The following is a 26,094-nucleotide window of genomic DNA, read 5'->3' as shown; positions in this document are numbered from 1 at the left end:
ATCCTTAAGCCAAATTCACGACGGCTGGGCGTGATACCCCTTCCGTCTGCGGTTGATGCCCAAACCAGGCGATTTGGTGATGCAGTTCCACCACTTCGCCGATCACCAGCAGCGCCGGTAACGGTGCCTGTTGAGCCAATTGTTCGAGTTGTTGCAAGGTACCGATCTGCACCTGTTGGTCCGCACGCGTGCCACGGCTGATCACCGCGACCGGCGTGCTGGCCTCACGGCCGTGGGCAATCAGGCGCTGGCTGATATCCGCCGCCTTCATGGTGCCCATGTAGATAGCCAGAGTCTGTCGCGCACGCGCCAGATCGGCCCAATCCAGCCCATCGCCGTCGGGACGACAGTGGCCGGTAATAAAGGTCACGCTCTGCGCATGGTCACGGTGCGTCAGCGGGATGCCGGCATAAGCCGTCGCCCCGGCCGCTGCGGTTACGCCTGGCACAACCTGGAATGGAATGCCTGCGGCTGCAGCCACTTGCAGCTCTTCGCCACCGCGGCCAAAGATAAAGGGATCGCCCCCCTTCAACCGCACCACGCGTTTGCCCTGTTGCGCCAGTTCCACCAGCAGACGGTTGGTTTCTTCCTGAATCACCGAGTGTGCGCCGGCACGTTTGCCCACGCAGATGCGTTCGGCGTCGCGACGCACCAAATCCAGGATTTCATCGCTAACCAAATGGTCATACAGCACCACATCGGCCTGCTGCATCACCTGCAGCCCGCGCAGGGTCAGCAACCCCACGTCGCCGGGGCCTGCGCCCACCAGCGCAATTTCACCCTGGGTGCCTTCGCGCCCCAGCGCAAACTGCTGCAAATCCTGCTCCAACTGCTGCTCCGCCTGCGCCTGCTGGCCATTGGCCACCAGCGTGGAGAAGCGGCCGCCGAAGGTTTTCTCCCAAAAGCGACGACGTTCGCCGATCGAACTCAGCCGTTGCTTCACCTGGCCGCGCCAGCGCCCGGCCACTTCCGCCATCTGCCCCAGACTGGCAGGCAGCAGCGCTTCGAGCTTTTCGCGCAGCATGCGCGCCAATACCGGCGCCTGGCCGCTGGAAGAAACGGCCACCACCAACGGTGAGCGATCGATAATCGACGGGAAGATAAACGAGCAGCGCGGCTGATCGTCGACCACATTAGCCAGCACCCGGCGTTTATCCGCCTCGCTAAACACCTGGGCATTCAGCACGCTGTCGTCGGTTGCGGCAATCACCAGGAAAACGTCATCCAGCTGTTGCGGGGCGAACGCCTGCCCCAGCCAGCGGATATGCCCCTGCTGACGCTGATGTTCAAGTTCCGGTGAGAGCGACTGCGCAACTATCCGTATTTCAGCCCCGGCGCGCAGGAGAAGATCAACTTTGCGCGCAGCCACTTCGCCGCCGCCAACGACCAACACCGGGCGTTGTTTCAGGTCGGCAAATATAGGTAGATAGTCCACAACAGCCTTTTCGTAATGCGGGAAGATAGTGTGACTATACGGGCTGAGATTTAGCCTCTGAAATGACGAAAAGGAATTAATAGTTCCTTTATGGAATATAGGCCGCATTGCATGGCTCAGGCGGTGATAAGCGGGTGGAAAGTTTGCGCGCCGACACCAAAATTAGGAGCCGAAGAAATTGTGTAATGCCGCGCGTCGTCTCATACTGGACACCGCAAAAAATCATCGGTATCGCCGATATCAAAGAAGGATTTTTCGGTATGTTCTCCCGCGTTTACCTGAAGACCGGCCTGCTGGCAGCAGCGCTCAGCGGCGTTTTCAGCGTTTCGGCCGCTCTCCCGGCAGTGAAAGAAGCCCCCATGGGGAAATTCGCCGCCGACCAGATTCGCCATATCGCCACCTATTTCCCCGGCCGCATGGCGGGCAGCCCGGCAGAATTGCTCACGGCAGACTACCTCAAACAACAATTCGGCAAGATGGGCTATCAGAGCGATATCCGCAGCTTCAACACCCGCTATCTCTACACCAGCAAAGACGGTAAAAAGAACTGGAATAACGTCACCGCCAGCTCGGTGATCGCCGCCAAAAATGGCAGCAGTCCGCAGCAGATCCTGATCGTGGCGCATTTTGATACTTACACCCCGCAAAGCGATACCGATCTGGACAATAACCTTGGCGGGTTGACGCTGCAGGGCGTCGATGACAACGCCTCAGGCGTCGGCGTAATGCTGGAGTTGGCGGAACGCCTGAAGAATATCCCCACCGCTTACGGCCTGCGCTTTGTTGCCACCAGCGCCGAGGAGATCGGTTCGCTGGGCGCACAGAACTACCTGCAACGCATGAGCGCGGAAGAAAAACGCAACACCGTACTGGTGATTAACCTCGACAGCCTGGTAACCGGCGATCGTCTGTACTTCAACGCCGGTCGCAATACGCCGCCGAAGATGGCCAAGCGGAGCCGCGATCGCGCCCTGGATATCGCCCACCGTTACGGCATCGCCGCCGCCATTAACCCTGGCAGCAAACAACGGCCGAAAGGCACCGGTTGTTGTTCCGATCAAGAGGTGTTTGATAACGCAGGTATACCGGTGCTTTCGGTCGAAGCCACCAACTGGTCTCTGGGTGATAAAGACGGCTACCAGCAGCGCGCCGTCAGTCCCCATTTCCCGCAAGGCATAACCTGGCATCGCCCGCAGTACGACAACCTGCAGTATCTGGAACGTTATCTGCCGGGCAGGATCGACAAGCGCAGCCGCGAGAGCGTGCAGATCCTGCTGCCGCTAATCAAGGAACTGGCGCAGGCGCATCCGGTGAAAGCGCAGAAAAAGTAATGTCCCGCAGAAATAACAAGGCCCGACAAACATTGCCGGGCCTTGAGCGGGTTAACTGCAAACTTAGCCTTCGTGCAGGCCGCACTCACGCTTGAGGCCGAAGAAGCGGGTTTCTTCTTCACTCATGCCCGGCTCCCATTTCTGCGTGGTATGGGTATCCCCGACCGACAGATAGCCTTGCTCCCATAACGGGTGGTAACTCAGGCCGTGATCGGTGAGGTACTGATAAATCTTGCGGTTATCCCAATCGATAATCGGCAGAATTTTGAATACGCCACGCTGCACCGCCAGCACCGGCAAGTTGGCGCGGCTGCCGGATTGCTCGCGGCGCAGGCCAGCGAACCAGGTCTGCCCGCCCAGGGTCTCCAGTGCGCGATTCATCGGTTCAACCTTGTTGATCTGGTTGTATTTCTCGATACCTTCTACGCCCTGCTCCCACAATTTGCCATAGCGCGCCTCCTGCCAGGCAGGCGACTGCTCGGCACGGAACACCTGCAGATTCAGCTTCAGCTTGTCGACCAGTTGATCGATAAACTGATAGGTTTCAGGGAACAGATAACCGGTGTCGGTGAGGATCACCGGGATATCCGGCTTGATCCGGGTGACCAGATGCAGACACACCGCCGCCTGAATGCCAAAGCTTGAAGAAAGCACAAACTCGCCGGGCAGATGTTCCAACGCCCATTCCACGCGTTGCTCGGCGGAAAGGGTTTCCAGTTGACCGTTGACGGCCCCCAGCTTCAACGCCTGTCCGGACTTGGGCAACGCATTCAGCGCCGCCAGATCGAATTCAGCCATATTGCCTGCCTCCTGATTCTTGAACTCTACCGCGCTCACTTGGCCCTTCCAAATAGGGGCCAAACGGCGTCAGTCCCAGAAATCCTGCGCCGGATCCACAACCGGCCTGACAATGCCCGCGCGGATGGTGAAATCGCCAAAACCTTCGCCCACAGTGCGTTCTTTCGCCCAGCGGCCAACCAGTTGGTCGATCTCCTTGAGAATTTCTTCTTCGTTAATATTTTCACGGTACATGCGTGGAATGCGCGTGCCTTCACGGTTACCGCCCAAATGCAGGTTATAGCGACCCACCGCCTTGCCCACCAGGCCCAGTTCCGCCAGCAACGCACGGCCGCAGCCGTTCGGGCAGCCGGTGATACGCAACACGATGTGCTCATCACCCACGCCATGCTGGTGCATGATCCCTTCCACCTTGGTGACGAACTCCGGCAGGAAGCGCTCGGCCTCCGCCATCGCCAGCGGGCAGGTAGGATAAGACACGCAGGCCATCGAGTTTTTACGCTGCTCGCTGATCCCGTCGTCGATCAGACCATGATCGCGCGCCAGGGCCTCGATCTTCGCCTTCTCGCTTTCCGGCACGCCGGCGACGATCAGGTTCTGATTGGCGGTCAGGCGGAAATCCCCCTTGTGGATGCGGGCGATCTCGGCGATACCGGTTTTCAAAGGGCGGCCCGGATAGTCCAGCAGGCGGCCGTTTTCAATAAACAGCGTCAGGTGCCATTGATTATCAATGCCTTTTACCCAACCGATACGATCGCCGCGCCCGGTGAATTCGTACGGGCGGATCGGTTCAAAGGTAATGCCGGCGCGTTTTTCCACTTCGGCGCGGAAGGTATCCACACCGACGCGTTCCAGCGTGTATTTGGTTTTGGCGTTCTTGCGATCGGTACGATTACCCCAGTCGCGCTGAGTGGTCACCACCGCTTCGGCTACCGCCAGCGTGTGTTCCAGCGGAATGTAACCGAATTCGCTGGCCTGACGCGCATAGGTCTTTTTGTTGCCGTGTTCAATCGACAAACCGCCGCCCACCAGCAGGTTAAAGCCCACCAGTTTGCCGTTCTTGGCGATCGCCACAAAGTTCATGTCATTGGCGTGCAGATCGACGTCATTCTGCGGCGGGATCACCACCGTAGTTTTGAATTTACGCGGCAGATAGGTGGCGCCGAGGATCGGCTCTTCGTCGGTGGTCGCCACTTTTTCCTGATCCAACCACACTTCCGCATAAGCGCGGGTACGCGGCAGCAGATGCTCGGAGATCTTCTTCGCCCACTCGTAGGCTTCCTGATGCAGCTCGGACTCCACCGGGTTCGAGGTGCAGAGCACGTTGCGGTTCACGTCGTTGGCGGTAGCCAGCGCGTCCAACCCCAGACGGTTCAGTAATTGGTGCACCGGCTTGACGTTGCCCTTCACAATGCCGTGGAACTGGAAAGTCTGACGGTTGGTGATGCGAATGCTGCCGTACAGCGTGCTTTCCTGCGCGAACTTATCGATGCCCAGCCATTGCTGCGGGGAAATAATGCCCCCCGGCAGACGGCAGCGCAGCATCATCGCATGACGCGGCTCCAGCTTCTGCTCGGCGCGCTCGGCGCGAATATCGCGGTCGTCCTGCTGGTACATGCCGTGGAAACGGATCAGCAAGAAGTTATCGCCGTTGAAACCGCCGGTCAGGCCGTCCTTCAAATCTTCGGCGATAGTGCCGCGCAGGAAGTTGCTTTCTTTCTTCAAACGCTCGGCATCGGCCAGTTTGCCTTCAACCACCAGAGGCCCCGGGTGTTTATCACTCATCAGTAAACATCTCGCTGATAACGGCGCTCAAGGCGCAGCTCACTTAAAAATTCATCCGCCAGCTCGGTATCCATGCCACCGTGCTCGGCCACCAGTTCCAGTAATGTGTTTTCCACGTCTTTCGCCATGCGGTTCGCATCGCCACAGACGTAAATGTGCGCGCCTTCCTGAATCCAGCGCCACACTTCAGCGCCCTGTTCGCGCAGTTTGTCTTGCACGTAAACTTTATGTTGCTGGTCGCGCGACCAGGCCAAATCAATGCGAGTCAACAGGCCGTCTTTGACATAGCGTTGCCATTCAACCTGATACAGGAAATCTTCGGTAAAATGCGGATTGCCGAAGAACAACCAGTTCTTGCCGCTTGCACCCTCAACGTCACGCTGTTGCATGAAGGCGCGGAATGGGGCAATGCCGGTGCCGGGACCGATCATGATCACCGGAGTTTCCGGGTTGGCCGGCAGGCGGAAGTTGTCGTTATGCTCAATGAAAACCCGTACGTCGCCGTCCTCTTCCAGGCGATCGGCCAGGAAGCTGGAAGCGCCGCCGGCGCGGGCGCGGCCGTCGATGTCGTAACGTACGACACCAACGGTGACGTGCACTTCGTTTTCGGTCTCAGCCTGCGAGGAGGCGATGGAATACAGACGCGGCGTCAGTGGGCGCAGCAGGCCAATCAACTGCTCGGCGCTGAGATCCGCCGGGGCCTGGCGCACCATGTCGACGATCGGCGTATTGTGCGCGTAGTGCTGCAACGCGGCTTTATCCGCCAACAGGCCAATCAATTTCTCGTCACGCGACAGCGCGGCATATTTATCGACAATCGGCGTGGTATTTTGCGTCAGCTCGAAGTGGCTGCGCAACGCTTCAGCCAGCGGCAGGGTCTTGCCCTCCACTTCCACCGGCTCATCACCCTTCAGCCACAGCAACTGAACCAGTTCGTCCACCAACGCAGGATCGTTATCGAACCATACGCCCAGTGCATCGCCCGGTTTGTAGCGCAGGCCGGAGTCGCCGAGATCGATCTCGATGTGGCGCACGTCTTTATCGGAGCCGCGGCCGGTAATTTTTTGCTTCACTGCCAGTTGTGCAGTCAGTGGCTGTTCTTTGCTGTACGGGCTGCTGTCGAGCAGGTCAACCGCGCCACTAGCCAGCACGCCCGGTGCGGCGTTTTCCGCCGGCGCACGCGCTTTCAGCACATCCACTACCTGCTTGCGCCAGGCCGTGGCCAGCTCCTGATACTCCACATCGGCGTCAATGCGTTCTACCAGGCGCTCGGCACCCAACTCGGCCAGCTTGCCGTCGAAGTCTTTACCGGACTGACAGAAATTCTCGTAGGAAGTGTCCCCCAGCCCGAATACCGCAAATGCGGTCTCGTTGAGTTTGGGTGCTTTCTTCGAGAACAGGAATTTATGCAGCGCAACCGCCTCTTCCGCCGGCTCGCCCTCCCCCTGCGTGGAGGCGACGATCACCAGCAAACGTTCCTGGGCAATCTGCTTGAACTTGTAGTCGCCGGCGTTCACCAGAGTGACGCTCAGCTTGGCGGCCAGCAGATCGTCACGCAGCTGCTCCGCCAGGCGGCGCGCATTGCCGGTCTGGGAGGCAGAAATTATCGTGATGTTGGCGGCAGCGGATGCAGCCGGCGCAATGGCTACGGCTCCAGGTTGTTGGTTAACCATTCCCCAGAAATAGCCTGACAGCCACGCCAGTTGCGTCGGTGAATATTCACCAATCGCCGCTTGCAGGCGCGCCAGCTGTTCGGGCGTCAGCGGGAGCAAAGATGTTGGAGGAGCCTGAGTCGTCATCGCAGTACTTATTTCCTTACTTATAGCCTATGAATTTCAAGCTGCAGCCGGGCGGCCAACTCGCTCACCTCAGGCGCTTACTTAGGTAAGCCTCTGGGGTGAGCGAGTGCAGGTAACAACGCTGCAGTTTGAAAGGCAACGGGTATGGCACCTATCCAGCTAGGCGCTCGCCAATGTCAGTCGCTGTCTTTTCGTTCAGTCTGGGGTCCTGAAAAGATCAGGAGAGTTTGTAAGGTTACCGAGCACAATAGCAACGATTAAATAAGGGATAGCAATAAATAATAACCAAAATGACTAAGCGGTTTTTCTGGTAAGGGATAGTGGTTAAAACGCTAAAGAGCATTTTTTATCCTTTTGAAAATAAACCGGTTTTTTTGGCGATTTTTGAATGAATCGCATTTACCGCTGATTACCCCATCCGATAGGTGCGGCGCGGACCAAACAAAAAAAGTGTTAACGCCGGTTTAACGGCGCGCGGCCAGACTAAAGCAGTATAAATGGCAAGCAGGCGAGCTTTCCGGTACTATGCGGCGGTTTTTGAGTCAATGAGGCCGTAATAATGGCAACCACGCTGTTTAAAGATTTTCAGTTTGAAGCCGCACACCGTTTGCCGCATGTGCCGGAGGGCCATAAATGTGGCCGTCTGCATGGGCATTCGTTTATGGTGCGTCTGGAAGTGACCGGTGAAGTGGATGCACACACCGGATGGGTGATGGATTTCGCCGAGCTTAAAGCCGTGTTCTCCCCGATTTGGGAGCGCCTGGATCACCATTATCTGAACGATATTCCAGGATTGGAAAATCCCACCAGCGAAGTGCTTGCCGCCTGGATCTGGCAACAGCTTAAACCCCAGTTGCCGGAACTGAGTGCGGTAATGGTGAAAGAAACCTGCAGCGCGGGATGCGTCTATAAAGGTTGAAGAAAGGGCGCTTTATAGCGCCCTTCTACAAAATGTACTGGTTCAAACCTTAGCAACGAGTTTTTTGCTAGTCTTCCGGCCAACTTGAACAATTCGACCATTAACCACTTGGTATTCACCCGTCTGCAGTTTCTTCTTCATAATGTCACTGGCTGCGGCGTGAAGTTTGGAACCTAAGTCTAAAGACAGCCGCTCCATGGTATGAACATCAGTAACTTTCTGTAGTGACGACATATCCTCTCCCTCCTTCACCCAGGTTGCCATAGCATTTCATGTTAGGCAGCGCGATTAATGGTTTCGTTCGTTTATACCCTAACCCTAAGAAACCATTATAAATATTGACGAGATCCACTTCTCTCTCATGCTCTCTGTCTACTGCTGCCGTGAATATATAAGCGCCTGCATTTGATACATAGTAATGCTCAATAATTGACCTGGCAACATTAAGCAGTACCTTACCTGCCGATAGTCCGGGTAAACTAACATGGTTATAGCCGCCCCATTCTTCGACGGTTTCAACCCGATCAAATGCCACTGCCCACATTCCCGTATCAGGGAAGCGGAAATCAGGTATATCTGCGTTGATGCGAATGCCTTTATTTATCAACTGTTGATCGTTGTAAATCGCCTCAAAACCCACCGCATAGACCCTACCGGAAACGACAAACATTCTGGTAATGAATCCCGGTCCATAACTGTCATTAAAAGGCTCTTCCCAAGCAATTTGTCTGTTCAATATCAACCGTCCTTGGTTAATTTTTATGCAATATTCAAATACTTATGCGTCTGCATCGACAAGCGCCAGTTGCGCGCAATGCAGGTTTCAATGCACAGGCGAGTCGCCTCTTCCTTTTGACTGATTGGCTGCAACGCGATAATCCGCGGTTTTTCATCGTGCAGCGTCGCCAGCAGCGCATCCAGCGCTTCAATATCACGCTCGCGTCCAACCGGATGCTTCACCTCGTCCGCACGTTGCAAGGCCTGATCCAACACCTTCATGCCGCCGCGCATATTCACCTTGGGGGAAACCGTCACCCAGGTTGTCGCCGAGCACTGGATCTCATGGGTACCGCTGGTTTCAATCTGGCAACCATAGCCATTTTCTTCCAGCAATTGGGTCAGCGGAGTCAGATCATAAATGCACGGTTCGCCGCCAGTGATCACCACGTGACGTGCGGTATAGCCCTGCTGGCGCATGACGGCCAGCAGTTGCTCCGCGCTGGCGCTGCCCCAGGCATCGCTCTCTTCGGTTTTTACCAGGATCCGCTGCATATCCACTTCCCGATTGGCTTCCTTTTCCCAGGTATGTTTGGTATCGCACCAGCTGCATCCTACCGGGCAGCCCTGCAGGCGGATAAAAATGGCCGGAACGCCGGTAAAAAAGCCTTCGCCCTGCAAGGTTTGGAACATTTCATTAATCGGGTACTGCATCGGTTTCTCAATCAGGATAGGGAAAAAGCGATTATCTCAGATTACGGCCCGGCAACCAAACCGGCTAAATTGTATTAAATTTTATCTTCTGGCCATGGCCCAGCCTATCCCACCGTCTATCTGCTTCATTTATTACGTTTATCTGCGTCAACCGCCGCATTGGCGATGCATCCTGCGGCGTAAAAACAACATCCAGATAACAAATCGGACAAATATATTTGACATAAACCGTTGCGACGCAGATGTATATACAGGCAAGCACAAGTCGGGCATCAGTTCCGGCAGTGTATCCACCAACATCACATCTGCGTTTAGAGGGTGCCATGGCTCATTCCACCGAGTTGAATATTCAGCAGGCCATCGACGACAGCAAATTCTCGCTGTTCCATTGGACTTTGATCATTTTGGGATTTCTGATCCTTGCCATTGATGGCTTTGACACTGCGGCAATGGGCTATATCGCCCCTTCGGTCGCCAAAGATTGGGGAATTGTGAAACAGGATCTCGGCCCGGTACTGAGCGCCGCACTGCTGGGGTTATCACTCGGTGCGCTGGTGGCCGGGCCGATCTCCGATCGCATCGGCCGCAAGCGGGTGCTGGTGTTTTCGTGCCTGTTCTTCGGCCTGTCCAGCCTAGCCACCGCCTATGCCGGTTCGCTCAACAGCCTGACGCTGTGGCGCTTTCTGACCGGGCTGGGGTTGGGCGCGGCGATGCCGAACGCCATCACGCTGATTTCCGAATATGCGCCGCAGCGCTGCCGTTCGATGGCGATTAACACCATGTACTGCGGGTTCCCGCTGGGTGCGGCCGGTGGCGGCGCTATCTCATCGTGGCTGATCCCGGCCTACGGCTGGCACAGCGTGCTGCTGTTGGGGGCGCTTGCCCCGTTGATCCTGACGGTATTGTTGATCCTGTTCCTGCCGGAATCGGTGAAATACATGGTGAACCGCGGCAAGGACGCGATGAAAATCAGACGCATAGCCCAGCGCTTCGTCAGCCAGAATATTGATAACGTCACGCGTTTCTATCTGTATGAAGAGAAGTTGGCGCAATCAAAAACCAGCGTCGGCCTGCTGTTTACCCGTCCTTATCTGGCCGGCACGTTGATGCTGTGGCTAACCTACTTCATGGGGCTGGTGATTTATTACGTGCTGCTTAGCTGGATGCCGATCCTGATGCAGGGGCTGGGTTATCAGCTTGAACAGTCGGCCATTCTGACCTCGTTGTTCACCTTCGGCGGCACCCTCGGCATTCTGGTGGCCGGCTGGCTGATGGACCGCTGGAACGCCCATAAGGTGGTATCAAGCGGCTTTGTGATCACCGCCCTGCTGATTGTGGCGATGGCGACCGAGGACAGCCACATCGTGTTGCTGGGCACCTTTATCTTCCTGATGGGCATCACCATGAACGGCGCGCAGTCGGGCCTGCAAACGCTGGCCGCCACCTTTTACCCCACCCACAGCCGCGCCACCGGTATCGCCTGGATGCAGGGCATCGGCCGCTTTGGCGGCGTGGCGGGCACCATGATGGGCGCACAACTGCTGGCCATGCACTGGGAAGTGCAAAGCATCCTGATGTTCCTGTGCGTGCCGGCGCTGATCGCCGCCATCGCTACGGTATTCAAAATGACACGAAGAGCGGCGCTGCAACCGACGGCATAAGGCAACTCCCCGCCATGATGGGACACATGGATGTGCCCACCCCTTTGGGCCGACTGGACGTCGTTCCAGCTTGCTCCTGGCAAATGGGTCGGCGGGCGTTTTGCTGTCGGCGATATGATTTTTTTATCGCCACCGCTAACTTGTAATGGGTATGTAAAATTATTGTGATTTAACGCTCAAAAATGACCCATTTTTAATTCATTTTTGTTGAATAGCTCACTATTCTTCTGCCCCAACCTAATGATCTCAGCCCCACAAACAACATCATATTATTGATAATAAACAAAAATAACTTTCTCTTATGCCATTTACGGCATCCACTGGTCAGTGTTGCATATGCTTGTACATACAAGTATATGTTAATAAACCCTACGCATTGTTATGGCGTGATGATTAACCCCACCGCGCCATGGAATCTGCACCGATACTGTTTGAGGAAAATGCTGTGACTGCAAATAACAAAGTTCGCCATGTCGATGTACGCGCACCACGCGGCACACAATTAAATGCAAAAAGCTGGCTGACCGAAGCGCCGCTGCGCATGCTGATGAACAACCTCGATCCTGAAGTAGCGGAAAACCCACACGAACTGGTGGTGTACGGCGGTATTGGCCGCGCCGCGCGTGACTGGGACTGCTACGACAAAATTGTCGCCACCCTGAAAACGCTGGAAGACGACGAAACGCTGCTGGTGCAATCCGGCAAGCCGGTCGGCGTATTCAAAACCCACAGCAACGCGCCGCGCGTGCTGATCGCCAACTCCAACCTGGTGCCACACTGGGCTACCTGGGAACACTTTAACGAACTGGATGCCAAAGGCCTGGCCATGTACGGCCAAATGACCGCCGGCAGTTGGATCTACATCGGCAGCCAAGGCATCGTCCAGGGCACTTACGAGACCTTCGTGGAAGCTGGCCGTCAGCATTACGACGGCAGCCTGAAAGGCCGCTGGGTGCTGACCGCCGGTCTGGGTGGCATGGGTGGCGCACAACCCTTGGCCGCCACGTTGGCCGGTGCCAGCTCGCTGAACATCGAATGCCAGCAGAGCCGCATCGATTTCCGGCTGAAAACCCGCTACGTCGATGAACAGGCGACCGATCTGGACGACGCGCTGGCGCGCCTCAAGAAATACACCGCCGAAGGCAAAGCCATCTCTATCGCCCTGTGCGGCAACGCGGCGGATATCCTGCCGGAACTGGTACGCCGCGGCGTACGTCCTGACATGGTCACCGACCAGACCAGCGCCCATGACCCGCTGAACGGCTACCTGCCGAAGGGCTGGAGCTGGGAAGAATACCGCCAGCGTGCGCAGACCGAACCCGCTCAGGTGGTCATCGCCGCCAAGCAGTCAATGGCCGAACACGTAGAAGCCATGCTGGCCTTCCAGAAGATGGGCGTGCCCACCTTCGACTACGGCAACAACATCCGCCAAATGGCGAAAGAAATGGGCGTCAGCAACGCCTTCGACTTCCCGGGCTTCGTACCGGCCTATATTCGCCCGCTGTTCTGCCGCGGCGTCGGCCCGTTCCGCTGGGCTGTGCTGTCCGGCGATCCGCAGGACATCTACAAAACCGACGCTAAAGTTAAAGAGCTGATCCCGGACGACGAGCACCTGCACCACTGGCTGGATATGGCGCGCGAACGCATCAGCTTCCAGGGGCTGCCGGCGCGCATCTGCTGGGTCGGTCTGGGCCAACGCGCCAAGCTGGGTCTGGCGTTCAACGAGATGGTACGCAGCGGCGAGCTATCCGCACCGATCGTGATTGGCCGCGACCACCTGGACTCCGGCTCGGTATCCAGCCCGAACCGCGAAACCGAATCGATGAAAGACGGTTCAGACGCCGTATCCGACTGGCCGCTGCTCAACGCACTGCTGAATACCGCCAGCGGCGCGACCTGGGTTTCGCTGCACCACGGTGGTGGCGTCGGCATGGGCTTCTCGCAACATTCAGGCATGGTCATCGTTTGCGACGGTACCGATGAAGCCGCCGAGCGCATCGCCCGCGTCTTGCACAACGATCCAGCCACCGGCGTCATGCGTCATGCCGATGCCGGTTACGACATCGCCATCGAATGCGCCCGCGAGCAAGGTCTGAACCTGCCGATGGTCGCCGCCACTCAAGGAGACAAAGCATGAAAGCGCTGACTATTCGCCCTGGCCAACTGACGCTGGCGCAACTGCGTGAGGTTTATCAGCACCCGGTCAACCTGACGCTGGATGACAGCGCCTATGCCGCCATTCAGCAAAGCGTTGCCTGCGTAGAGCGCATCGTTGAAGAAAACCGCACTACCTATGGCATCAACACCGGTTTTGGCCTGCTGGCCTCCACCCGCATCGCCCGTGAAGATCTGGAAAACCTGCAGCGTTCGATCGTGCTGTCCCATGCCGCCGGCGTTGGCGCCCCGACCGACGACAGCCTGGTGCGCCTGATTATGGTGCTGAAAATCAACAGCCTGTCGCGCGGCTTTTCCGGCATCCGTCTGGAAGTGATCCAGGCGCTGATGGCACTGGTGAATGCAGAAGTTTATCCGCACATTCCACTGAAAGGCTCCGTTGGCGCCTCCGGTGACCTGGCGCCGCTGGCGCACATGAGCCTGGTGCTGCTGGGTGAAGGCAAGGCCCGCTATCAGGGCGAATGGCTGCCTGCCACCGAGGCGCTGGCCAAAGCGGGCCTGAAACCGCTGACGCTGGCCGCCAAAGAAGGCCTGGCGCTGCTGAACGGTACGCAGGTTTCCGCCGCCTTTGCCCTGCGCGGTCTGTTTGACGCGGAAGACCTGTACGCTGCGGCGACGGTCACCGGTAGCCTGACGGTGGAAGCCGCTCTGGGTTCACGCAGCCCGTTTGACCCGCGTATCCATGCGGTGCGCGGCCAGCGTGGCCAGATCGACGCCGCTGCCGCCTACCGCCACTTGCTCGGCGAACGCAGCGAAGTGTCCGATTCGCATCGCAACTGCGAGAAAGTGCAGGATCCTTACTCCCTGCGCTGCCAGCCGCAAGTCATGGGCGCCTGCCTGACGCAGATCCGCCAGGCCAGCGAAGTACTGGAGATCGAAGCCAACGCCGTATCCGACAACCCGCTGGTGTTCGCCGAAGAGGGTGACGTGCTGTCCGGGGGCAACTTCCACGCCGAACCGGTCGCCATGGCCGCCGATAATCTGGCGCTGGCGTTTGCCGAAATAGGCTCGCTGTCCGAACGCCGCATCTCGCTGATGATGGATAAACACATGTCGCAGTTGCCGCCATTCCTGGTGGACAACGGCGGGGTGAACTCGGGCTTTATGATCGCCCAGGTGACCGCCGCGGCGCTGACCAGCGAGAACAAGGCTCTGGCCCACCCGGCCAGCGTCGACAGTATCCCGACCTCCGCCAACCAGGAAGACCATGTCTCCATGGCACCGGCCGCAGGCCGCCGCCTGTGGGAAATGGCGGATAACGTGCGCGGCATTTTAGCCGTCGAGTGGCTGGCCGCCTGTCAGGGGCTGGATCTGCGCAAGGGCCTGAAAACGTCGGAAGCCCTGGAGCAGGCGCGCCGCACGCTGCGTGAACACGTCAGCTACTACGACAAGGATCGTTTCTTCGCCCCCGACATTGAAGCCGCCAGCCTGCTGTTGGCGGCCGGTCACCTGACATCGCTGATGCCAGCAGCGCTGCTGCCTAGCCAGGCATAAATAAAACCTCTACCCAAAGTAGTTGGCGTTGCCGCTAACAACGCGGCGACTTCGAGTAAATAAGGGTTATACCACGCAGTTTGTTCTGTCCCGCCGGGTGCGTTCCACCCGGTGCGGATAGCGCGTGCCTGTTCGGCAATAAAAACTCAACGGGAAGCAACATGCGTAATGAAACAACACAACTCAGACGCGGATTAAACGCGCGGCATATCCGCTTTATGGCGCTCGGTTCTGCCATCGGCACCGGCTTGTTCTACGGCTCCGCCGGGGCGATCCAACTGGCCGGCCCAGCCGTGCTGCTGGCTTATCTGGTCGGCGGCGCGGCGGTGTTTATGGTCATGCGCGCGCTGGGTGAAATGGCGGTGCATCAACCGGTATCCGGTTCGTTCGGCCACTACGCCAGCCACTATCTTGGCCCGCTGGCCGGTTTCCTCACCGGCTGGACCTATACCTTCGAAATGGTGATCGTCGCCCTGGCGGACGTCACCGCCTTCGGCATCTATATGGGGCTGTGGTTCCCGGACGTCGCCCAGTGGGTGTGGGTGCTCAGCATTATCATGTTTATCGGCGCGCTCAACCTGTGCAGCGTGAAAGTGTTCGGCGAAATGGAGTTCTGGCTGTCGCTGATCAAGGTCGCGGCTATCGTGGCGATGATCGTCGGCGGCGCGGCGGTGATGCTGTTTGGTTTCGGCCAGACCCAGCACGCCACCGGCTTTAGCAATCTGTGGCAGCACGGCGGCTTTATGCCTAACGGCATCGGCGGCGTGATCGCTTCGTTGGCGGTAGTGATGTTCGCCTTCGGTGGCATCGAGATCATCGGTATCACCGCCAGCGAGGCGAAAGACCCGGCGAAGGTGCTGCCGAAAGCGATCAATGCGGTGCCGGTGCGTATCCTGCTGTTCTATGTGCTGACGCTGCTGGTGTTGATGGCCATCTATCCGTGGAACAGCATCGGCCAGAACGGCAGCCCGTTTGTGGAGATCTTCAGCAATCTGGGCATCAGCTCCGCCGCCAACGTGTTGAACGTGGTGGTGATCACCGCCGCCATTTCCGCCATCAACAGCGACATCTTCGGCGCAGGCCGCATGATGTACGGCATGGCGCAGGATGGTCAGGCACCGAAAAGCTTCTCCAAACTGACCGCCAACGGCGTGCCCTGGATGACGGTGCTGGTGATGTCTGTCGCCCTGCTGTTGGGTGTGGTGCTTAACTACCTGATACCCAAACAGGTCTTTATGATCATCGCCTCCATCGCCACCTTCGCGACCGTCTGGGTGTGGCTGATGATCCTGCTGTCGCAGGCAGCCATGCGCCGTACGCTGACGCCGCAGGAGGTCAGCAAACTGAGTTTCCCGGTTCCGTGGTGGCCGATAGCACCGGCGCTGGCGACGGTATTTATGCTGTTCGTCATCGGCCTGCTCGGTTACTTCGAGGATAGCCGAATCGCCCTGTACGTCGGGCTGGTGTGGGTGGCTTTCCTTACCCTGGCATACTGGTTGTGGGTGCGTAAAAAAGGCGGGGGTTCCCCCGTCACAAGCTCGCCTCAGTATTAACGCTCAAACCCGCCGCAGGCGGGTTTTTTATCACACCTGCGCCAGCGCCTGTTCGATATCGCCGCGCAAATCCTCTATGTCCTCCAGGCCCGCCGACAAGCGAATCAATCCATCGCTGATATGATGGCGCTGACGCTCTTCCGCGCTGTAGGCCGAGTGGGTCATGCTCGCCGGATGCTGCGCCAGAGTTTCGCAATCCCCCAGGCTGACGGCACGCAAGATTAACTGCAAGGCATTGAGGAAACGAATGCCCGCCGCCATACCGCCCTTGAGTTCAAAAGCGATCATGCCGCCAGGACGCGTCATCTGCCGCTGAGCCAAAGGGTACTGCGGGAAAGTCTCCAGCCCCGGATAATACACCTGCTCTACCGCAGGATGCTGAGCCAGCATTTCCGCCAGCCGTTGAGCGTTACCGCAGTGGCGCTCCATGCGCAACGGCAAGGTCTTCAAACCGCGCAACAGCAACGCCGCATCCTGCGCCGACAGCACCGCCCCGTTCATGTCCTTCAGACCGACCAGGCGAATATCTTGCGCCAGCGCCTCGCGGGTGATCGCCAACCCGGCCAGCAAATCCCCGTGGCCACCGATATATTTGGTGGCGGAATGCACCACGATATCCGCACCAAGCGCCAGCGGCCGTTGCAAATAAGGAGTGCAATACGTGTTATCCACCAGCAGCAGCGCCTGCTGCCGGTGGGTAATCTCCGCCACTGCGGCGATATCGATCAACCGCATATTGGGGTTGGCCGGCGTTTCGCAGTACACCAGGCGGGTACGTGGCCCCATGGCTGCGGCCAGTTTTTCCGGCTGCGTCAGATCGACGTGCGTAACCTTGACGCCAAACCGCGCCAGCCCCTGATGAAAATAGCTGAAAGTGCAGCCATAAATGGTTTCATCGACGATCAGCTCATCTCCCGGCGCCAGCAGCGTCCAGCAACAAGCGGTTATCGCCCCCATGCCGGAAGAAAACGCCACCGCCGCCTCCCCGCCCTCCAGGTTGGCTATCCGCTGTTCCAGCAGATTTAGCGTCGGGTTGGCGATGCGGGAATAAAAATAACCCGGCTCACTGCCGGCAAAGCAGGCGCCGCCGTATTCTGCCGTGGGAAAAGCAAAGGTCGAGCTCATAAAGACCGGTGGGCAAAGCGCCCCCAGATATTGCTGAGGATCGTAGCCGTGGTGGATCGCACGTGTGGCAAAGGCGTGTCGGATAGTGTCAGACATAACAACTCCTTACCTGATTGAGTAAAACAACTCCCGTTATTCCGCAGTGGCGTCAGGCGGCAGCGTGCTCATGCGCATACGCCCACCGATGATTTGCAAGGTACGCAGCACCAACATCAGGCCCAACAAGGTATCCGGCTGGCGCAATAAGGCATACAGCGAACGAAAATTGGCAGGCGGCGGATCCAGCTGCATTTCCGTGTGCGCCATCCGCAGCGCCATGCCACCTTCCCATCCTGCGGCTACTACGCCTTCAAATAGGCCAGCCAGCTTTTCCACCAGCGCGTTATCCGCGATATCCACCCCATCTGACAGCAACGACAGCAGATCGACCACGTTATCGAGCCGCCCACCGGCCAGCAGCGGTGCCAGCTTCTCCAGCAGTGCCGTCAGGGGTTCATTTTCAGATGCGTTCATCAGTGCCCCTCGTTATATCAGCCCGCGTACCGTCGCCCAGTAGAGGCCGCGGTTAAACACGTTGCGCAGCATTCCGCCCATCTTGGTCGGCGGCGTCGGCAACACATCATGCCGATAGTCATAAACCAACGGCATACCGGCGTGCAGCCCCATCTGGGCAATTGCCTGCACCTTGCCATCGTAGTGGCTTACGGTCTGGCCCAGCCTCAGTTCAGCCACAATGTTATCGGCGATCACCGGCGCCTGATTGTGGCAGGAGCCGCCGGCTTTGCTGACGGGCAGATCCACCGTATCGCCGATGACATAAACCCCCTGCTGCCCGTAGACCTGCAATGTCTGGTGATCGGTCGGCAGCCAGCCTTCTCCATTTTTAATATCGCTCAGCCCGGTATTGCGTACCGCTTCGACCGCACGGATCGGCGGTGTGGCCATCAGTATGTCGAACGGCTGCTCTTCGCCTTCGGCGGAGTAAGCCACCTGTCGCTGCGTATCCACCCGGTTGAGGGTAAAACCACGTTGATGGCCAATATCTCGCGCCGCGAAAATCGCGGGTAAGGCTTCGGCGGTAGGGCGCTGCAGAAACAGGCAATTACGCAGCAACTGTGAAACGCTGGGATAGGTATAAACAATCTCAATCGCCTTACGCACGCCGCGCCGGCGCAGGTAATCATCAAGCATCAGCGTGGTCTCAATCGGCGCGATGCCACATTGGTGTGGCACGTTGGGCGTTTCAGGAAAGGAGACGGTAATAAAAATGCGGCCTTTTTCGATCGTCGCCAGCTTTTGTGCCAACTGCCGGGCCGCCTGATACTGATAGAAGTGATCCCCCGCCTGCGCCAACCCCTCGATACGCTCAGGCCAAGGCACGCAACCGGTAGCAAACACCAGAAAATCGTACGCATATTGTTTGCCGCTACGGGTATGGATCACCCGCCGAGATAAATCGAACCGCTCCGCTTTATCCACAACAAACTTAATTTCCGGGCTCAGCAAACTTTGTTGCGGACGCATTAACTCCTGTTTAAAAAAGGCGTTAAATGCCACATACATAAATGCCGGTTTATAATAATGAATCGGAGAATCCGAAATCATTAATAACTCGACCTTATTATTCAATATCTCCCGGTGTAATTTAGTGGCCAGTAAATTGGCCAATATCGTCCCACCGGTTCCACCGCCGACAATCACAATCCTGTTCCGCATCAAGCCCTCGCCCAGCCGCCCATAGGGCAGCAATTCTGTTAGGAAAATCACGGAGGCAGGAAAACGGATAATAGCTCTGCCTTGCAGGCAGTCTAGTAACTAAAAAATATAAAGCAATTGAAATCTGAATATATAAATGGGAATTTTATTATTACAATTAAATTATAGAGTTAAAAACCACTATTCAAATATTAATCAAATATCAATAAATAACACACTATTACTCACGTAAATAATGAATGCTGAAAAATGGCGATAAAAAAACCCGCCGCAGCGGGTTTTTATTCAACAACGAACCAAGCCGTTATTACTGACCTTTAACTTCTTTCAGGCCGTTGAACGGTGCGCGGTCGCCCAGCGCTTCTTCGATACGGATCAGTTGGTTGTATTTAGCAACGCGGTCAGAACGGCTCATGGAACCGGTTTTGATCTGGCCAGCCGCAGTACCTACCGCCAGGTCGGCGATGGTTGCGTCTTCGGTTTCACCTGAACGGTGAGAGATCACCGCGGTGTAACCTGCGTCTTTCGCCATCTTGATAGCAGCCAGAGTTTCGGTCAGAGAACCGATCTGGTTGAATTTGATCAGGATGGAGTTAGCGATGCCTTTATCGATGCCTTCTTTCAGGATCTTGGTGTTGGTAACGAACAGGTCGTCGCCCACCAGCTGGATTTTGTCGCCCAGCACTTTGGTCTGGTATGCGAAACCAGCCCAGTCAGATTCGTCCAGACCATCTTCGATAGACACGATTGGGTATTGTTTGGTCAGGTCTTCCAGGAAGTGAGTGAACTCTTCGGAAGTGAAGGCTTTGTTGCCTTCGCCGGCCAGAACGTATTTACCGTCTTTGTAGAACTCGGAAGCTGCACAGTCCATCGCCAGGGTCACGTCTTTGCCCAGCTCGTAACCTGCCGCTTTTACCGCTTCAGCGATAACAGCCAGCGCTTCGGCGTTGGAACCCAGGTTTGGCGCGTAGCCGCCTTCGTCGCCTACAGCGGTGTTCAGGCCTTTGGCCTTCAGCACTTTAGCCAGGTGATGGAACACTTCAGAACCGATGCGAACGGCTTCTTTCAGGGTCTTCGCGCCAACCGGCTGAATCATGAATTCCTGAATGTCGACGTTGTTGTCAGCGTGCTCGCCGCCGTTGATGATGTTCATCATAGGCAGTGGCATAGAGAATTTGCCTGGGGTGCCGTTCAGTTCAGCGATGTGCTCATACAGCGGCATGCCTTTGGAAGCAGCAGCCGCTTTGGCAGCAGCCAAGGAAACTGCCAGAATGGCGTTTGCACCGAATTGGGATTTGTTTTCAGTGCCGTCCAGGTCGATCATGATCTTGTCGATGTTAGCCTGGTCTTTGGCATCTTTACCCAGTACTGCCTGAGCAATCGGGCCGTTTACTGCAGCAACGGCTTTCAGTACGCCTTTACCCAGGAAACGAGACTTGTCACCGTCACGCAGTTCCAGTGCTTCACGGGAACCGGTAGAAGCACCTGACGGCGCAGCAGCCAGACCTACGAAACCGCCTTCCAGATGCACTTCGGCTTCAACAGTCGGGTTACCGCGGGAGTCGATGATTTCACGACCGATGACTTTAACGATTTTGGACATTAGGTTTTCCTCAGTACAAGTTAAACTAAAACTCCAGACAAACAACGCGCGGTTCTCACCGCGCGCCGCTTACCAAATATTTTATTTCACCTGGCGCTTCTGGTGCTCACCAGCGGCCTTCACAAAGCCGGCGAACAACGGATGACCATCACGCGGCGTTGAAGTAAATTCCGGGTGGAACTGACAAGCGACAAACCACGGGTGATTCGGCAGTTCAATAATCTCAACCAGCTTGTTGTCTGCAGAACGGCCGGCAACGAGCAGCCCGGCGGCTTCGATCTGCTTCAACAGCATGTTGTTGACTTCATAACGGTGACGATGACGTTCAACAATGGTCGGTTCGCCGTACATCTTGCGCACCAGGCTATTGTCTGTCAGGTGGCATTGCTGGCCACCGACACGCATCGTGCCACCCAAATCGCTTTCTTCAGTGCGCACTTCGACGTTGCCGTCTTCGTCACGCCATTCGGTGATCAACGCCACCACCGGGTACTTGCAGTCTGGCACAAACTCGGTTGAGTTGGCGTTCTCCATACCCGCTACGTTGCGGGCGAACTCCATCAGCGCCACCTGCATACCCAGGCAGATGCCCAGATAAGGGATGTTGTTTTCACGCGCATAACGCGCGGTCATCACCTTGCCTTCTACGCCACGGTAGCCAAAGCCGCCTGGGATCAGAATCGCATCCAGACCTTTCAGCACTTCCACACCGCGGGTTTCGACATCCTGCGAGTCGATCAGCTTGATGTTCACGGTCAGACGATTTTTCAGACCGCCGTGTTTCAAGGCTTCAATCACCGACTTATATGCATCCGGCAGTTCGACATATTTGCCGACCATGCCGATGGTCACTTCGCCGCCCGGATTGGCTTCTTCAGAGATCACCTGTTCCCATTCGGCCAGGTTCGCTTCCGGTGCGTTGAGGCTGAATCGTTTACAAATATAATCATCCAAGCCCTGAGATTTCAAGAGGCCCGGGATTTTATAAATAGAATCAACGTCTTTCAGGGAGATAACCGCTTTTTCCGGCACGTTGCAGAAAAGTGCGATTTTCGCGCGTTCGTTAGCAGGAACTGTGCGATCGGAACGGCAAATCAGCACATCAGGCTGAATACCGATGGAAAGCAGCTCTTTAACGGAATGCTGAGTAGGTTTGGTTTTCACTTCACCGGCGGCAGCCAGGTACGGCACCAGCGTCAGATGCATGTACAGAGTGTGCTCGCGGCCCACTTCTACCGCCATCTGGCGGATAGCTTCCAGGAACGGCAGCGATTCGATATCGCCGACGGTACCGCCCACTTCAACCAACACCACGTCGTGGCCTTCGCCACCTTCGAGAATGCGTTCTTTGATCGCGTTAGTGATGTGCGGGATAACCTGTACGGTGGCGCCCAGGTAGTCGCCACGGCGTTCTTTACGCAGAACGTCGGAATAAATGCGACCCGTGGTGAAGTTGTTGCGGCGCGACATTTTGGTGCGGATGAAGCGCTCGTAGTGACCCAAATCCAGATCGGTTTCTGCCCCGTCTTCGGTGACGAAAACTTCCCCATGCTGAATCGGGCTCATGGTGCCCGGATCCACGTTGATGTACGGGTCCAGTTTCATGATGGTAACGTTGAGGCCACGGGCTTCGAGAATAGCCGCCAGAGAGGCTGCGGCAATGCCTTTACCCAGAGAGGATACGACCCCGCCGGTCACAAAAATATAATTAGTTGTCATGCTGAACCTGAGAGTTTAGGTTTAAAGACGATGGAAGTACCAAGACGGGAAAGTAGTATACCCGAACCTCTCCAGACCTACAAACGATCGTTTTACTGTCCATCATCTCTGTCACCACCGGGAGTTCATCAGGGTTTAATCCGCGGGCACCTTGCTTACTGTCTTTTTAAAACAATGAGTTAGCATGGAAAATTTTCTTTTACCGCCGTTTCATGGCACTAAAACACCTTAAATTTCAGTTTGTTGGCATTTTCTTGCCGTTCTCTCGTCGTTCAGCAAACCAGGGCTCTGAGCTTAACCGTTTCAGCTTGAGCGAACCTTGTCGCCGATCAACATTACGCCCCTGGCCGAACAACTTTAGGACAACGCCGAAAGGACAACGCCGAACGGGATTAGTTTTCCTGACGTTTAACCTGTTGCCACGCCTCTTCCATCTGCTCCAGCGTAGCCTCTTCCATCTGCAGCCCGCGCTGTTTGACAATCTCTTCCACCTGCCGGAAACGACGTTCGAACTTGCGGTTGGCCGCCTGCAGCGCGTTTTCCGCCTTGTGCCCGAGATGGCGCGATAAATTCACCGTAGCGAACAGCAGATCGCCGATTTCCTCTTCCAGCTTCTGTTCATCAACCACCGCTTGCTTGGCTTCATGCATCACTTCGTCGATCTCCTCGTACACCTTGTCCAATACCGGCCCCAGGGTATGCCAGTCGAAACCGACCGAGGCGCAACGCTTCTGGATTTTGTGCGCCTTCATCAGCGCCGGCAACGCCTGCGGGATATCGTCCAGCGCGGAATGCAGCGCCTTCTCGGCGCGTTCGCCCGCCTTTAACTGCTCCCAGCGGGCCGCTACCGCTTCGCTATCCGCCGCATCGGCATCGCCGAAGATGTGCGGATGGCGGCGTTCCAGTTTGTCGCTGATGGCGTTGCACACTTCATCGAAGTCAAACAGCCCCTGCTCCTGGCCCATCTGGGCGTAAAACACCACCTGGAACAGCAGATCGCCCAACTCATCGCGCAGATCGGCGTAATCCTGGCGCTCAATGGCGTCCAGCACTTCGTAGGTTTCTTCCAGCGTGTAAGGCGCGATGGTGGCGAAGGTCTGCTTGCGGTCCCATGGGCAACCGTTCTGCGGGTCGCGCAGCGTTTTCATGATGTTCAGCAGGCGCTGCAGCGGGGTGGATTGGGTCATAAAAAGATCTCTGAGAAAGAATGGGAGCGCATTTGTGCGTCCGCCGGATTAGTCGCCAATGGATTTCGGGCCGTATCGGTGTTCGCTTGCAGCCAACAACGATACGGCTCGAAAGACGCAGGGGATTTAGCTGCCGTGCAGGCGCTTGGCGTCAATCACGTCCGGCAACTGATTCAGCTTGGCCAGCACCCGGCCCAGCACCTGCTGGTTGTAGATTTCAATGTCCATGTCGATGGTCGCCAGCTGCTTTTTGGTGTCGCTCCGGCTGGCCACGCCCAGCACGTTGACCTTTTCATTGGCCAAAATGGTGGTGATGTCGCGCAGCAGGCCGCTGCGATCGTTGGCCATCACACGCACCACCAGCGAATAACCGCTGGAATAGCTTTCGCCCCACACGGCGTCAACGATGCGTTCCGGAGCGTGCGACTGCAAATCCACCAACTGATCGCAGTCCGCACGGTGGATGGAGATACCGCGCCCCTGGGTGATAAAGCCGACAATATCGTCGCCCGGGATCGGCTGGCAGCAACGGGCGATGTGGTGCATCAGGTTGCCCACCCCTTCCACCACTACCCGACCGTTGTCCTTGCTGCGGGTCGCCGGCGGCGCTTTATGCTGCACCAATTGGCGCAACGCTTCGCGATCCTGCTCCTCGGCGCTCGGTTTGTTGAACTTGCCTTGCAGGAAGTTCACCATCTGATTCAGGCGGATATCCCCGCCGCCAATCGCCGCCAGTATTTCATCCAGCGAGTTCATGTTGTAACGCGGGATCAGCAGCTTCTCGGCCTCTTTCAGGCTGATGCCAAGGTGCTCCAGCTCGCTGTCCAGCATCTGGCGGCCGGCGAGGATGTTCTTGTCGCGATCCTGCTTGCGGAACCAGTTATGGATTTTGGAGCGCCCACGGCTGGTGGTGACATAGCCCAGGTTAGGATTCAGCCAGTCGCGGCTCGGGTTCGGCTGCTTCTGGGTGATGATTTCAATCTGATCGCCCATCCGCAACTGGTAGGTAAACGGCACTATGCGCCCGCCAATCTTGGCGCCGATGCAACGGTGGCCGACGTCGCTGTGAATATGATAAGCAAAGTCGAGCGGCGTGGAGCCGGCCGGCAGATCCACCACATCGCCTTTCGGGGTAAACACATAGACGCGATCGTCGAACACCTGGCTGCGAACCTCGTCGAGCATCTCGCCGGAGTCCGCCATCTCTTCCTGCCAGGCGATCAGCTTGCGCAGCCAGGCGATGCGTTCTTCATAGCCGGAGCGAACCGTCGCTACCGCGCCTTCTTTGTATTTCCAGTGCGCGGCCACGCCCAGTTCGGCATCTTCATGCATCTGCCGGGTACGGATCTGGATTTCGAGCGTTTTGCCGCGCGGGCCCAACACCACGGTGTGGATAGACTGATAGCCGTTGGGTTTCGGGTTGGCGACATAGTCGTCGAACTCATCCGGCAGATGGCGGAAGTGGGTATGCACAATCCCCAGCGCTGCATAGCAGTCCTGCAAACGCTCGACCACCACGCGCACCGCGCGTACGTCAAACAGCTCGTCGAAGGCCAGCGCCTTCTTCTGCATTTTGCGCCAGATGCTGTAGATATGTTTCGGGCGGCCGTAAATATCCGCTTTGATGCCTTCGTCGCCCATCGCATTTCGCAGCGAGGCGACGAAGTCATCGATAAACTGTTCGCGATCGATGCGACGTTCGTGCAGCAGTTTGGCGATGCGCTTGTATTCATCCGGGTGCAGGTAACGGAAGCAGAAATCTTCCAGCTCCCATTTCAGTTGCCCGATGCCGAGGCGGTTGGCCAGCGGCGCATAGATATTCGAACACTCTTTCGCCGCCAGCACGCGCTCGTCTTCCGGTGCATCCTTCACTTCACGCAGGTGGGCGATACGCTCCGCCAGCTTGATCACCACGCAGCGGAAATCCTCCACCATAGCCAACAGCATGCGGCGCACGTTGTCGACCTGTTCGGAGGCCATGGAGTCGTTCTGGGTGGCTTTCAGTTGGCGGATGGCGTCCATATCGCGCACGCCATGCACCAGGTAGGTGATGCCCTTGCCAAATTCTTCGGTCAGGGTTTCTTCCGGCACGATGCCGGCGTCCACCAGCGGGAACAGCAGCGCAGCGCGCATGCTGTCGTTGTCCATGCTCAGCGTGGAGAGGATTTCCACCATTTCCAGCCCGCGCCACAACAACAGCGGTGCATCGGGATGGTTCTGGGTCTGTTGCTCACAGTAGCGCCAGGTTGCGGCTAATCGCTCACATGACTGCGGGTTAGGTAGCCCCAAGCTGGCAATCCACTCGTCGAGAGCAAATTCACCAGCCGTGTTCAGATGTGCACTTCTTACCGCAACCATACCCT

20 protein-coding genes are annotated in these 26,094 nt (G+C 57.0%); 6 read left to right on the top strand and 14 right to left on the bottom strand.

What is annotated here, in order from left to right:
- Nucleotides 1-4: 4 nt before the first annotated feature.
- A complete protein-coding gene (gene cysG, locus ACTJJ1_RS13140; protein ID WP_041416748.1) occupies nucleotides 5-1,435 on the bottom strand; it encodes a siroheme synthase CysG in 1,431 nt (476 codons plus the stop codon).
- 260 nt (nucleotides 1,436-1,695) lie between these two features.
- Here cysG and ACTJJ1_RS13135 point away from each other — a divergent pair, with 260 nt between their 5' ends.
- Complete coding sequence (locus tag ACTJJ1_RS13135; RefSeq protein ID WP_041417299.1) at nucleotides 1,696-2,766, top strand: aminopeptidase; 1,071 nt, start codon at nucleotides 1,696-1,698, stop codon at nucleotides 2,764-2,766.
- Between the two features lie 63 nt (nucleotides 2,767-2,829).
- Here ACTJJ1_RS13135 and ACTJJ1_RS13130 read toward each other — a convergent pair whose 3' ends face one another.
- From ACTJJ1_RS13130 to cysJ, 3 genes are all read right to left on the bottom strand, one after another.
- The gene (locus ACTJJ1_RS13130; RefSeq protein ID WP_006323641.1) at nucleotides 2,830-3,564 is read right to left on the bottom strand and encodes a phosphoadenylyl-sulfate reductase; all 735 of its coding nucleotides are present in this window, start codon (nucleotides 3,562-3,564) and stop codon (nucleotides 2,830-2,832) included.
- Between the two features lie 69 nt (nucleotides 3,565-3,633).
- Nucleotides 3,634-5,349 (bottom strand): assimilatory sulfite reductase (NADPH) hemoprotein subunit, encoded by a 1,716-nt coding sequence (cysI, locus tag ACTJJ1_RS13125; protein WP_004950249.1) that lies wholly within the window; start codon nucleotides 5,347-5,349, stop codon nucleotides 3,634-3,636.
- A complete protein-coding gene (gene cysJ, locus ACTJJ1_RS13120; RefSeq protein WP_020453694.1) occupies nucleotides 5,349-7,148 on the bottom strand; it encodes an NADPH-dependent assimilatory sulfite reductase flavoprotein subunit in 1,800 nt (599 codons plus the stop codon). Before cysJ ends, cysI begins: the two co-directional genes overlap by 1 nt.
- 559 nt (nucleotides 7,149-7,707) lie before the next feature.
- On the opposite strand from cysJ, the gene queD reads away from it, so the two are divergent.
- Nucleotides 7,708-8,067 (top strand): 6-carboxytetrahydropterin synthase QueD, encoded by a 360-nt coding sequence (queD, locus tag ACTJJ1_RS13115; protein WP_004950240.1) that lies wholly within the window; start codon nucleotides 7,708-7,710, stop codon nucleotides 8,065-8,067.
- Nucleotides 8,068-8,109: 42 nt separating this feature from the next.
- On the opposite strand, the gene ACTJJ1_RS13110 is transcribed toward queD, so the two are convergent.
- Genes ACTJJ1_RS13110 through queE form a run of 3 tightly spaced genes read right to left on the bottom strand, consistent with a single transcriptional unit; the run spans nucleotide 8,110 to nucleotide 9,498 of the window.
- Nucleotides 8,110-8,301 carry a hypothetical protein gene (locus ACTJJ1_RS13110; RefSeq protein ID WP_440833981.1) on the bottom strand — a complete coding sequence of 64 codons (192 nt, stop codon included), beginning with the start codon at nucleotides 8,299-8,301 and terminating at the stop codon, nucleotides 8,110-8,112.
- Entirely contained in the window at nucleotides 8,276-8,803 is a 528-nt protein-coding gene (locus tag ACTJJ1_RS13105) for a hypothetical protein (protein WP_171407132.1), read from the bottom strand. Before ACTJJ1_RS13105 ends, ACTJJ1_RS13110 begins: the two co-directional genes overlap by 26 nt.
- A gap of 23 nt (nucleotides 8,804-8,826) precedes the next feature.
- A complete protein-coding gene (gene queE / locus ACTJJ1_RS13100) occupies nucleotides 8,827-9,498 on the bottom strand; it encodes a 7-carboxy-7-deazaguanine synthase QueE (protein WP_004950237.1) in 672 nt (223 codons plus the stop codon).
- 323 nt (nucleotides 9,499-9,821) lie between these two features.
- Between queE and ACTJJ1_RS13095 the strand changes: the two genes are divergently transcribed.
- The 4 genes from ACTJJ1_RS13095 (at nucleotide 9,822) to ACTJJ1_RS13080 (ending at nucleotide 16,381) form a co-directional block, all read left to right on the top strand.
- Nucleotides 9,822-11,159 (top strand): MFS transporter, encoded by a 1,338-nt coding sequence (locus ACTJJ1_RS13095; RefSeq protein WP_004950234.1) that lies wholly within the window; start codon nucleotides 9,822-9,824, stop codon nucleotides 11,157-11,159.
- Nucleotides 11,160-11,604: 445 nt separating this feature from the next.
- Nucleotides 11,605-13,296 (top strand): urocanate hydratase, encoded by a 1,692-nt coding sequence (gene hutU, locus ACTJJ1_RS13090; RefSeq protein WP_440833978.1) that lies wholly within the window; start codon nucleotides 11,605-11,607, stop codon nucleotides 13,294-13,296.
- Nucleotides 13,293-14,828, top strand: a complete 1,536-nt coding sequence (hutH, locus tag ACTJJ1_RS13085; protein WP_004950229.1) for a histidine ammonia-lyase — start codon at nucleotides 13,293-13,295, stop codon at nucleotides 14,826-14,828. Before hutU ends, hutH begins: the two co-directional genes overlap by 4 nt.
- Before the next feature lie 161 nt (nucleotides 14,829-14,989).
- The gene (locus ACTJJ1_RS13080; protein ID WP_004950226.1) at nucleotides 14,990-16,381 is read left to right on the top strand and encodes an amino acid permease; all 1,392 of its coding nucleotides are present in this window, start codon (nucleotides 14,990-14,992) and stop codon (nucleotides 16,379-16,381) included.
- 30 nt (nucleotides 16,382-16,411) lie between these two features.
- Here the strand turns inward: ACTJJ1_RS13080 and ACTJJ1_RS13075 are convergent, their stop codons facing one another.
- From ACTJJ1_RS13075 to relA, 7 genes are all read right to left on the bottom strand, one after another.
- Nucleotides 16,412-17,602: a methionine gamma-lyase gene (locus tag ACTJJ1_RS13075; protein WP_004950224.1), complete on the bottom strand. Its 1,191-nt coding sequence runs from the start codon at nucleotides 17,600-17,602 to the stop codon at nucleotides 16,412-16,414.
- A gap of 36 nt (nucleotides 17,603-17,638) precedes the next feature.
- Nucleotides 17,639-18,019 (bottom strand): hypothetical protein, encoded by a 381-nt coding sequence (locus tag ACTJJ1_RS13070; RefSeq protein WP_004950222.1) that lies wholly within the window; start codon nucleotides 18,017-18,019, stop codon nucleotides 17,639-17,641.
- 12 nt (nucleotides 18,020-18,031) lie between these two features.
- Nucleotides 18,032-19,222, bottom strand: a complete 1,191-nt coding sequence (locus ACTJJ1_RS13065; protein WP_440833975.1) for an NAD(P)/FAD-dependent oxidoreductase — start codon at nucleotides 19,220-19,222, stop codon at nucleotides 18,032-18,034.
- A 307-nt stretch (nucleotides 19,223-19,529) separates the two neighbouring features.
- The gene (gene eno, locus ACTJJ1_RS13060) at nucleotides 19,530-20,825 is read right to left on the bottom strand and encodes a phosphopyruvate hydratase (protein WP_004950218.1); all 1,296 of its coding nucleotides are present in this window, start codon (nucleotides 20,823-20,825) and stop codon (nucleotides 19,530-19,532) included.
- Between the two features lie 81 nt (nucleotides 20,826-20,906).
- Entirely contained in the window at nucleotides 20,907-22,544 is a 1,638-nt protein-coding gene (pyrG, locus tag ACTJJ1_RS13055; protein ID WP_004950216.1) for a glutamine hydrolyzing CTP synthase, read from the bottom strand.
- Nucleotides 22,545-22,936: 392 nt separating this feature from the next.
- Complete coding sequence (mazG, locus tag ACTJJ1_RS13050; RefSeq protein WP_004950214.1) at nucleotides 22,937-23,731, bottom strand: nucleoside triphosphate pyrophosphohydrolase; 795 nt, start codon at nucleotides 23,729-23,731, stop codon at nucleotides 22,937-22,939.
- 126 nt (nucleotides 23,732-23,857) lie between these two features.
- Nucleotides 23,858-26,089: a GTP diphosphokinase gene (relA, locus tag ACTJJ1_RS13045; protein ID WP_004950212.1), complete on the bottom strand. Its 2,232-nt coding sequence runs from the start codon at nucleotides 26,087-26,089 to the stop codon at nucleotides 23,858-23,860.
- Nucleotides 26,090-26,094 lie beyond the last annotated feature (5 nt).

The sequence above is a fragment of the Serratia sp. 22264 genome (genome assembly GCF_052045345.1).
Lineage (GTDB): Bacteria > Pseudomonadota > Gammaproteobacteria > Enterobacterales > Enterobacteriaceae > Serratia > Serratia plymuthica.
The sequence above is the reverse complement of the archived record's forward strand: the minus strand, read 5'-3'. Positions and strand labels throughout refer to the sequence as shown.

Bases quoted from the DNA above. Each gene is read 5' to 3' on its own strand.
- ACTJJ1_RS13110 (WP_440833981.1), bottom strand. From the start codon at position 8,301: ATGTCGTCACTACAGAAAGTTACTGATGTTCATACCATGGAGCGGCTG.
- ACTJJ1_RS13075 (WP_004950224.1), bottom strand. From the start codon at position 17,602: ATGTCTGACACTATCCGACACGCCTTTGCCACACGTGCGATCCACCAC.
- mazG (WP_004950214.1), bottom strand. From the start codon at position 23,731: ATGACCCAATCCACCCCGCTGCAGCGCCTGCTGAACATCATGAAAACG.
- cysI (WP_004950249.1), bottom strand. From the start codon at position 5,349: ATGAGTGATAAACACCCGGGGCCTCTGGTGGTTGAAGGCAAACTGGCC.
- ACTJJ1_RS13095 (WP_004950234.1), top strand. From the start codon at position 9,822: ATGGCTCATTCCACCGAGTTGAATATTCAGCAGGCCATCGACGACAGC.
- ACTJJ1_RS13070 (WP_004950222.1), bottom strand. From the start codon at position 18,019: ATGAACGCATCTGAAAATGAACCCCTGACGGCACTGCTGGAGAAGCTG.
- hutH (WP_004950229.1), top strand. From the start codon at position 13,293: ATGAAAGCGCTGACTATTCGCCCTGGCCAACTGACGCTGGCGCAACTG.
- pyrG (WP_004950216.1), bottom strand. From the start codon at position 22,544: ATGACAACTAATTATATTTTTGTGACCGGCGGGGTCGTATCCTCTCTG.
- queE (WP_004950237.1), bottom strand. From the start codon at position 9,498: ATGCAGTACCCGATTAATGAAATGTTCCAAACCTTGCAGGGCGAAGGC.
- cysJ (WP_020453694.1), bottom strand. From the start codon at position 7,148: ATGACGACTCAGGCTCCTCCAACATCTTTGCTCCCGCTGACGCCCGAA.
- ACTJJ1_RS13065 (WP_440833975.1), bottom strand. From the start codon at position 19,222: ATGCGGAACAGGATTGTGATTGTCGGCGGTGGAACCGGTGGGACGATA.
- ACTJJ1_RS13135 (WP_041417299.1), top strand. From the start codon at position 1,696: ATGTTCTCCCGCGTTTACCTGAAGACCGGCCTGCTGGCAGCAGCGCTC.
- ACTJJ1_RS13080 (WP_004950226.1), top strand. From the start codon at position 14,990: ATGCGTAATGAAACAACACAACTCAGACGCGGATTAAACGCGCGGCAT.
- ACTJJ1_RS13130 (WP_006323641.1), bottom strand. From the start codon at position 3,564: ATGGCTGAATTCGATCTGGCGGCGCTGAATGCGTTGCCCAAGTCCGGA.
- eno (WP_004950218.1), bottom strand. From the start codon at position 20,825: ATGTCCAAAATCGTTAAAGTCATCGGTCGTGAAATCATCGACTCCCGC.
- queD (WP_004950240.1), top strand. From the start codon at position 7,708: ATGGCAACCACGCTGTTTAAAGATTTTCAGTTTGAAGCCGCACACCGT.
- relA (WP_004950212.1), bottom strand. From the start codon at position 26,089: ATGGTTGCGGTAAGAAGTGCACATCTGAACACGGCTGGTGAATTTGCT.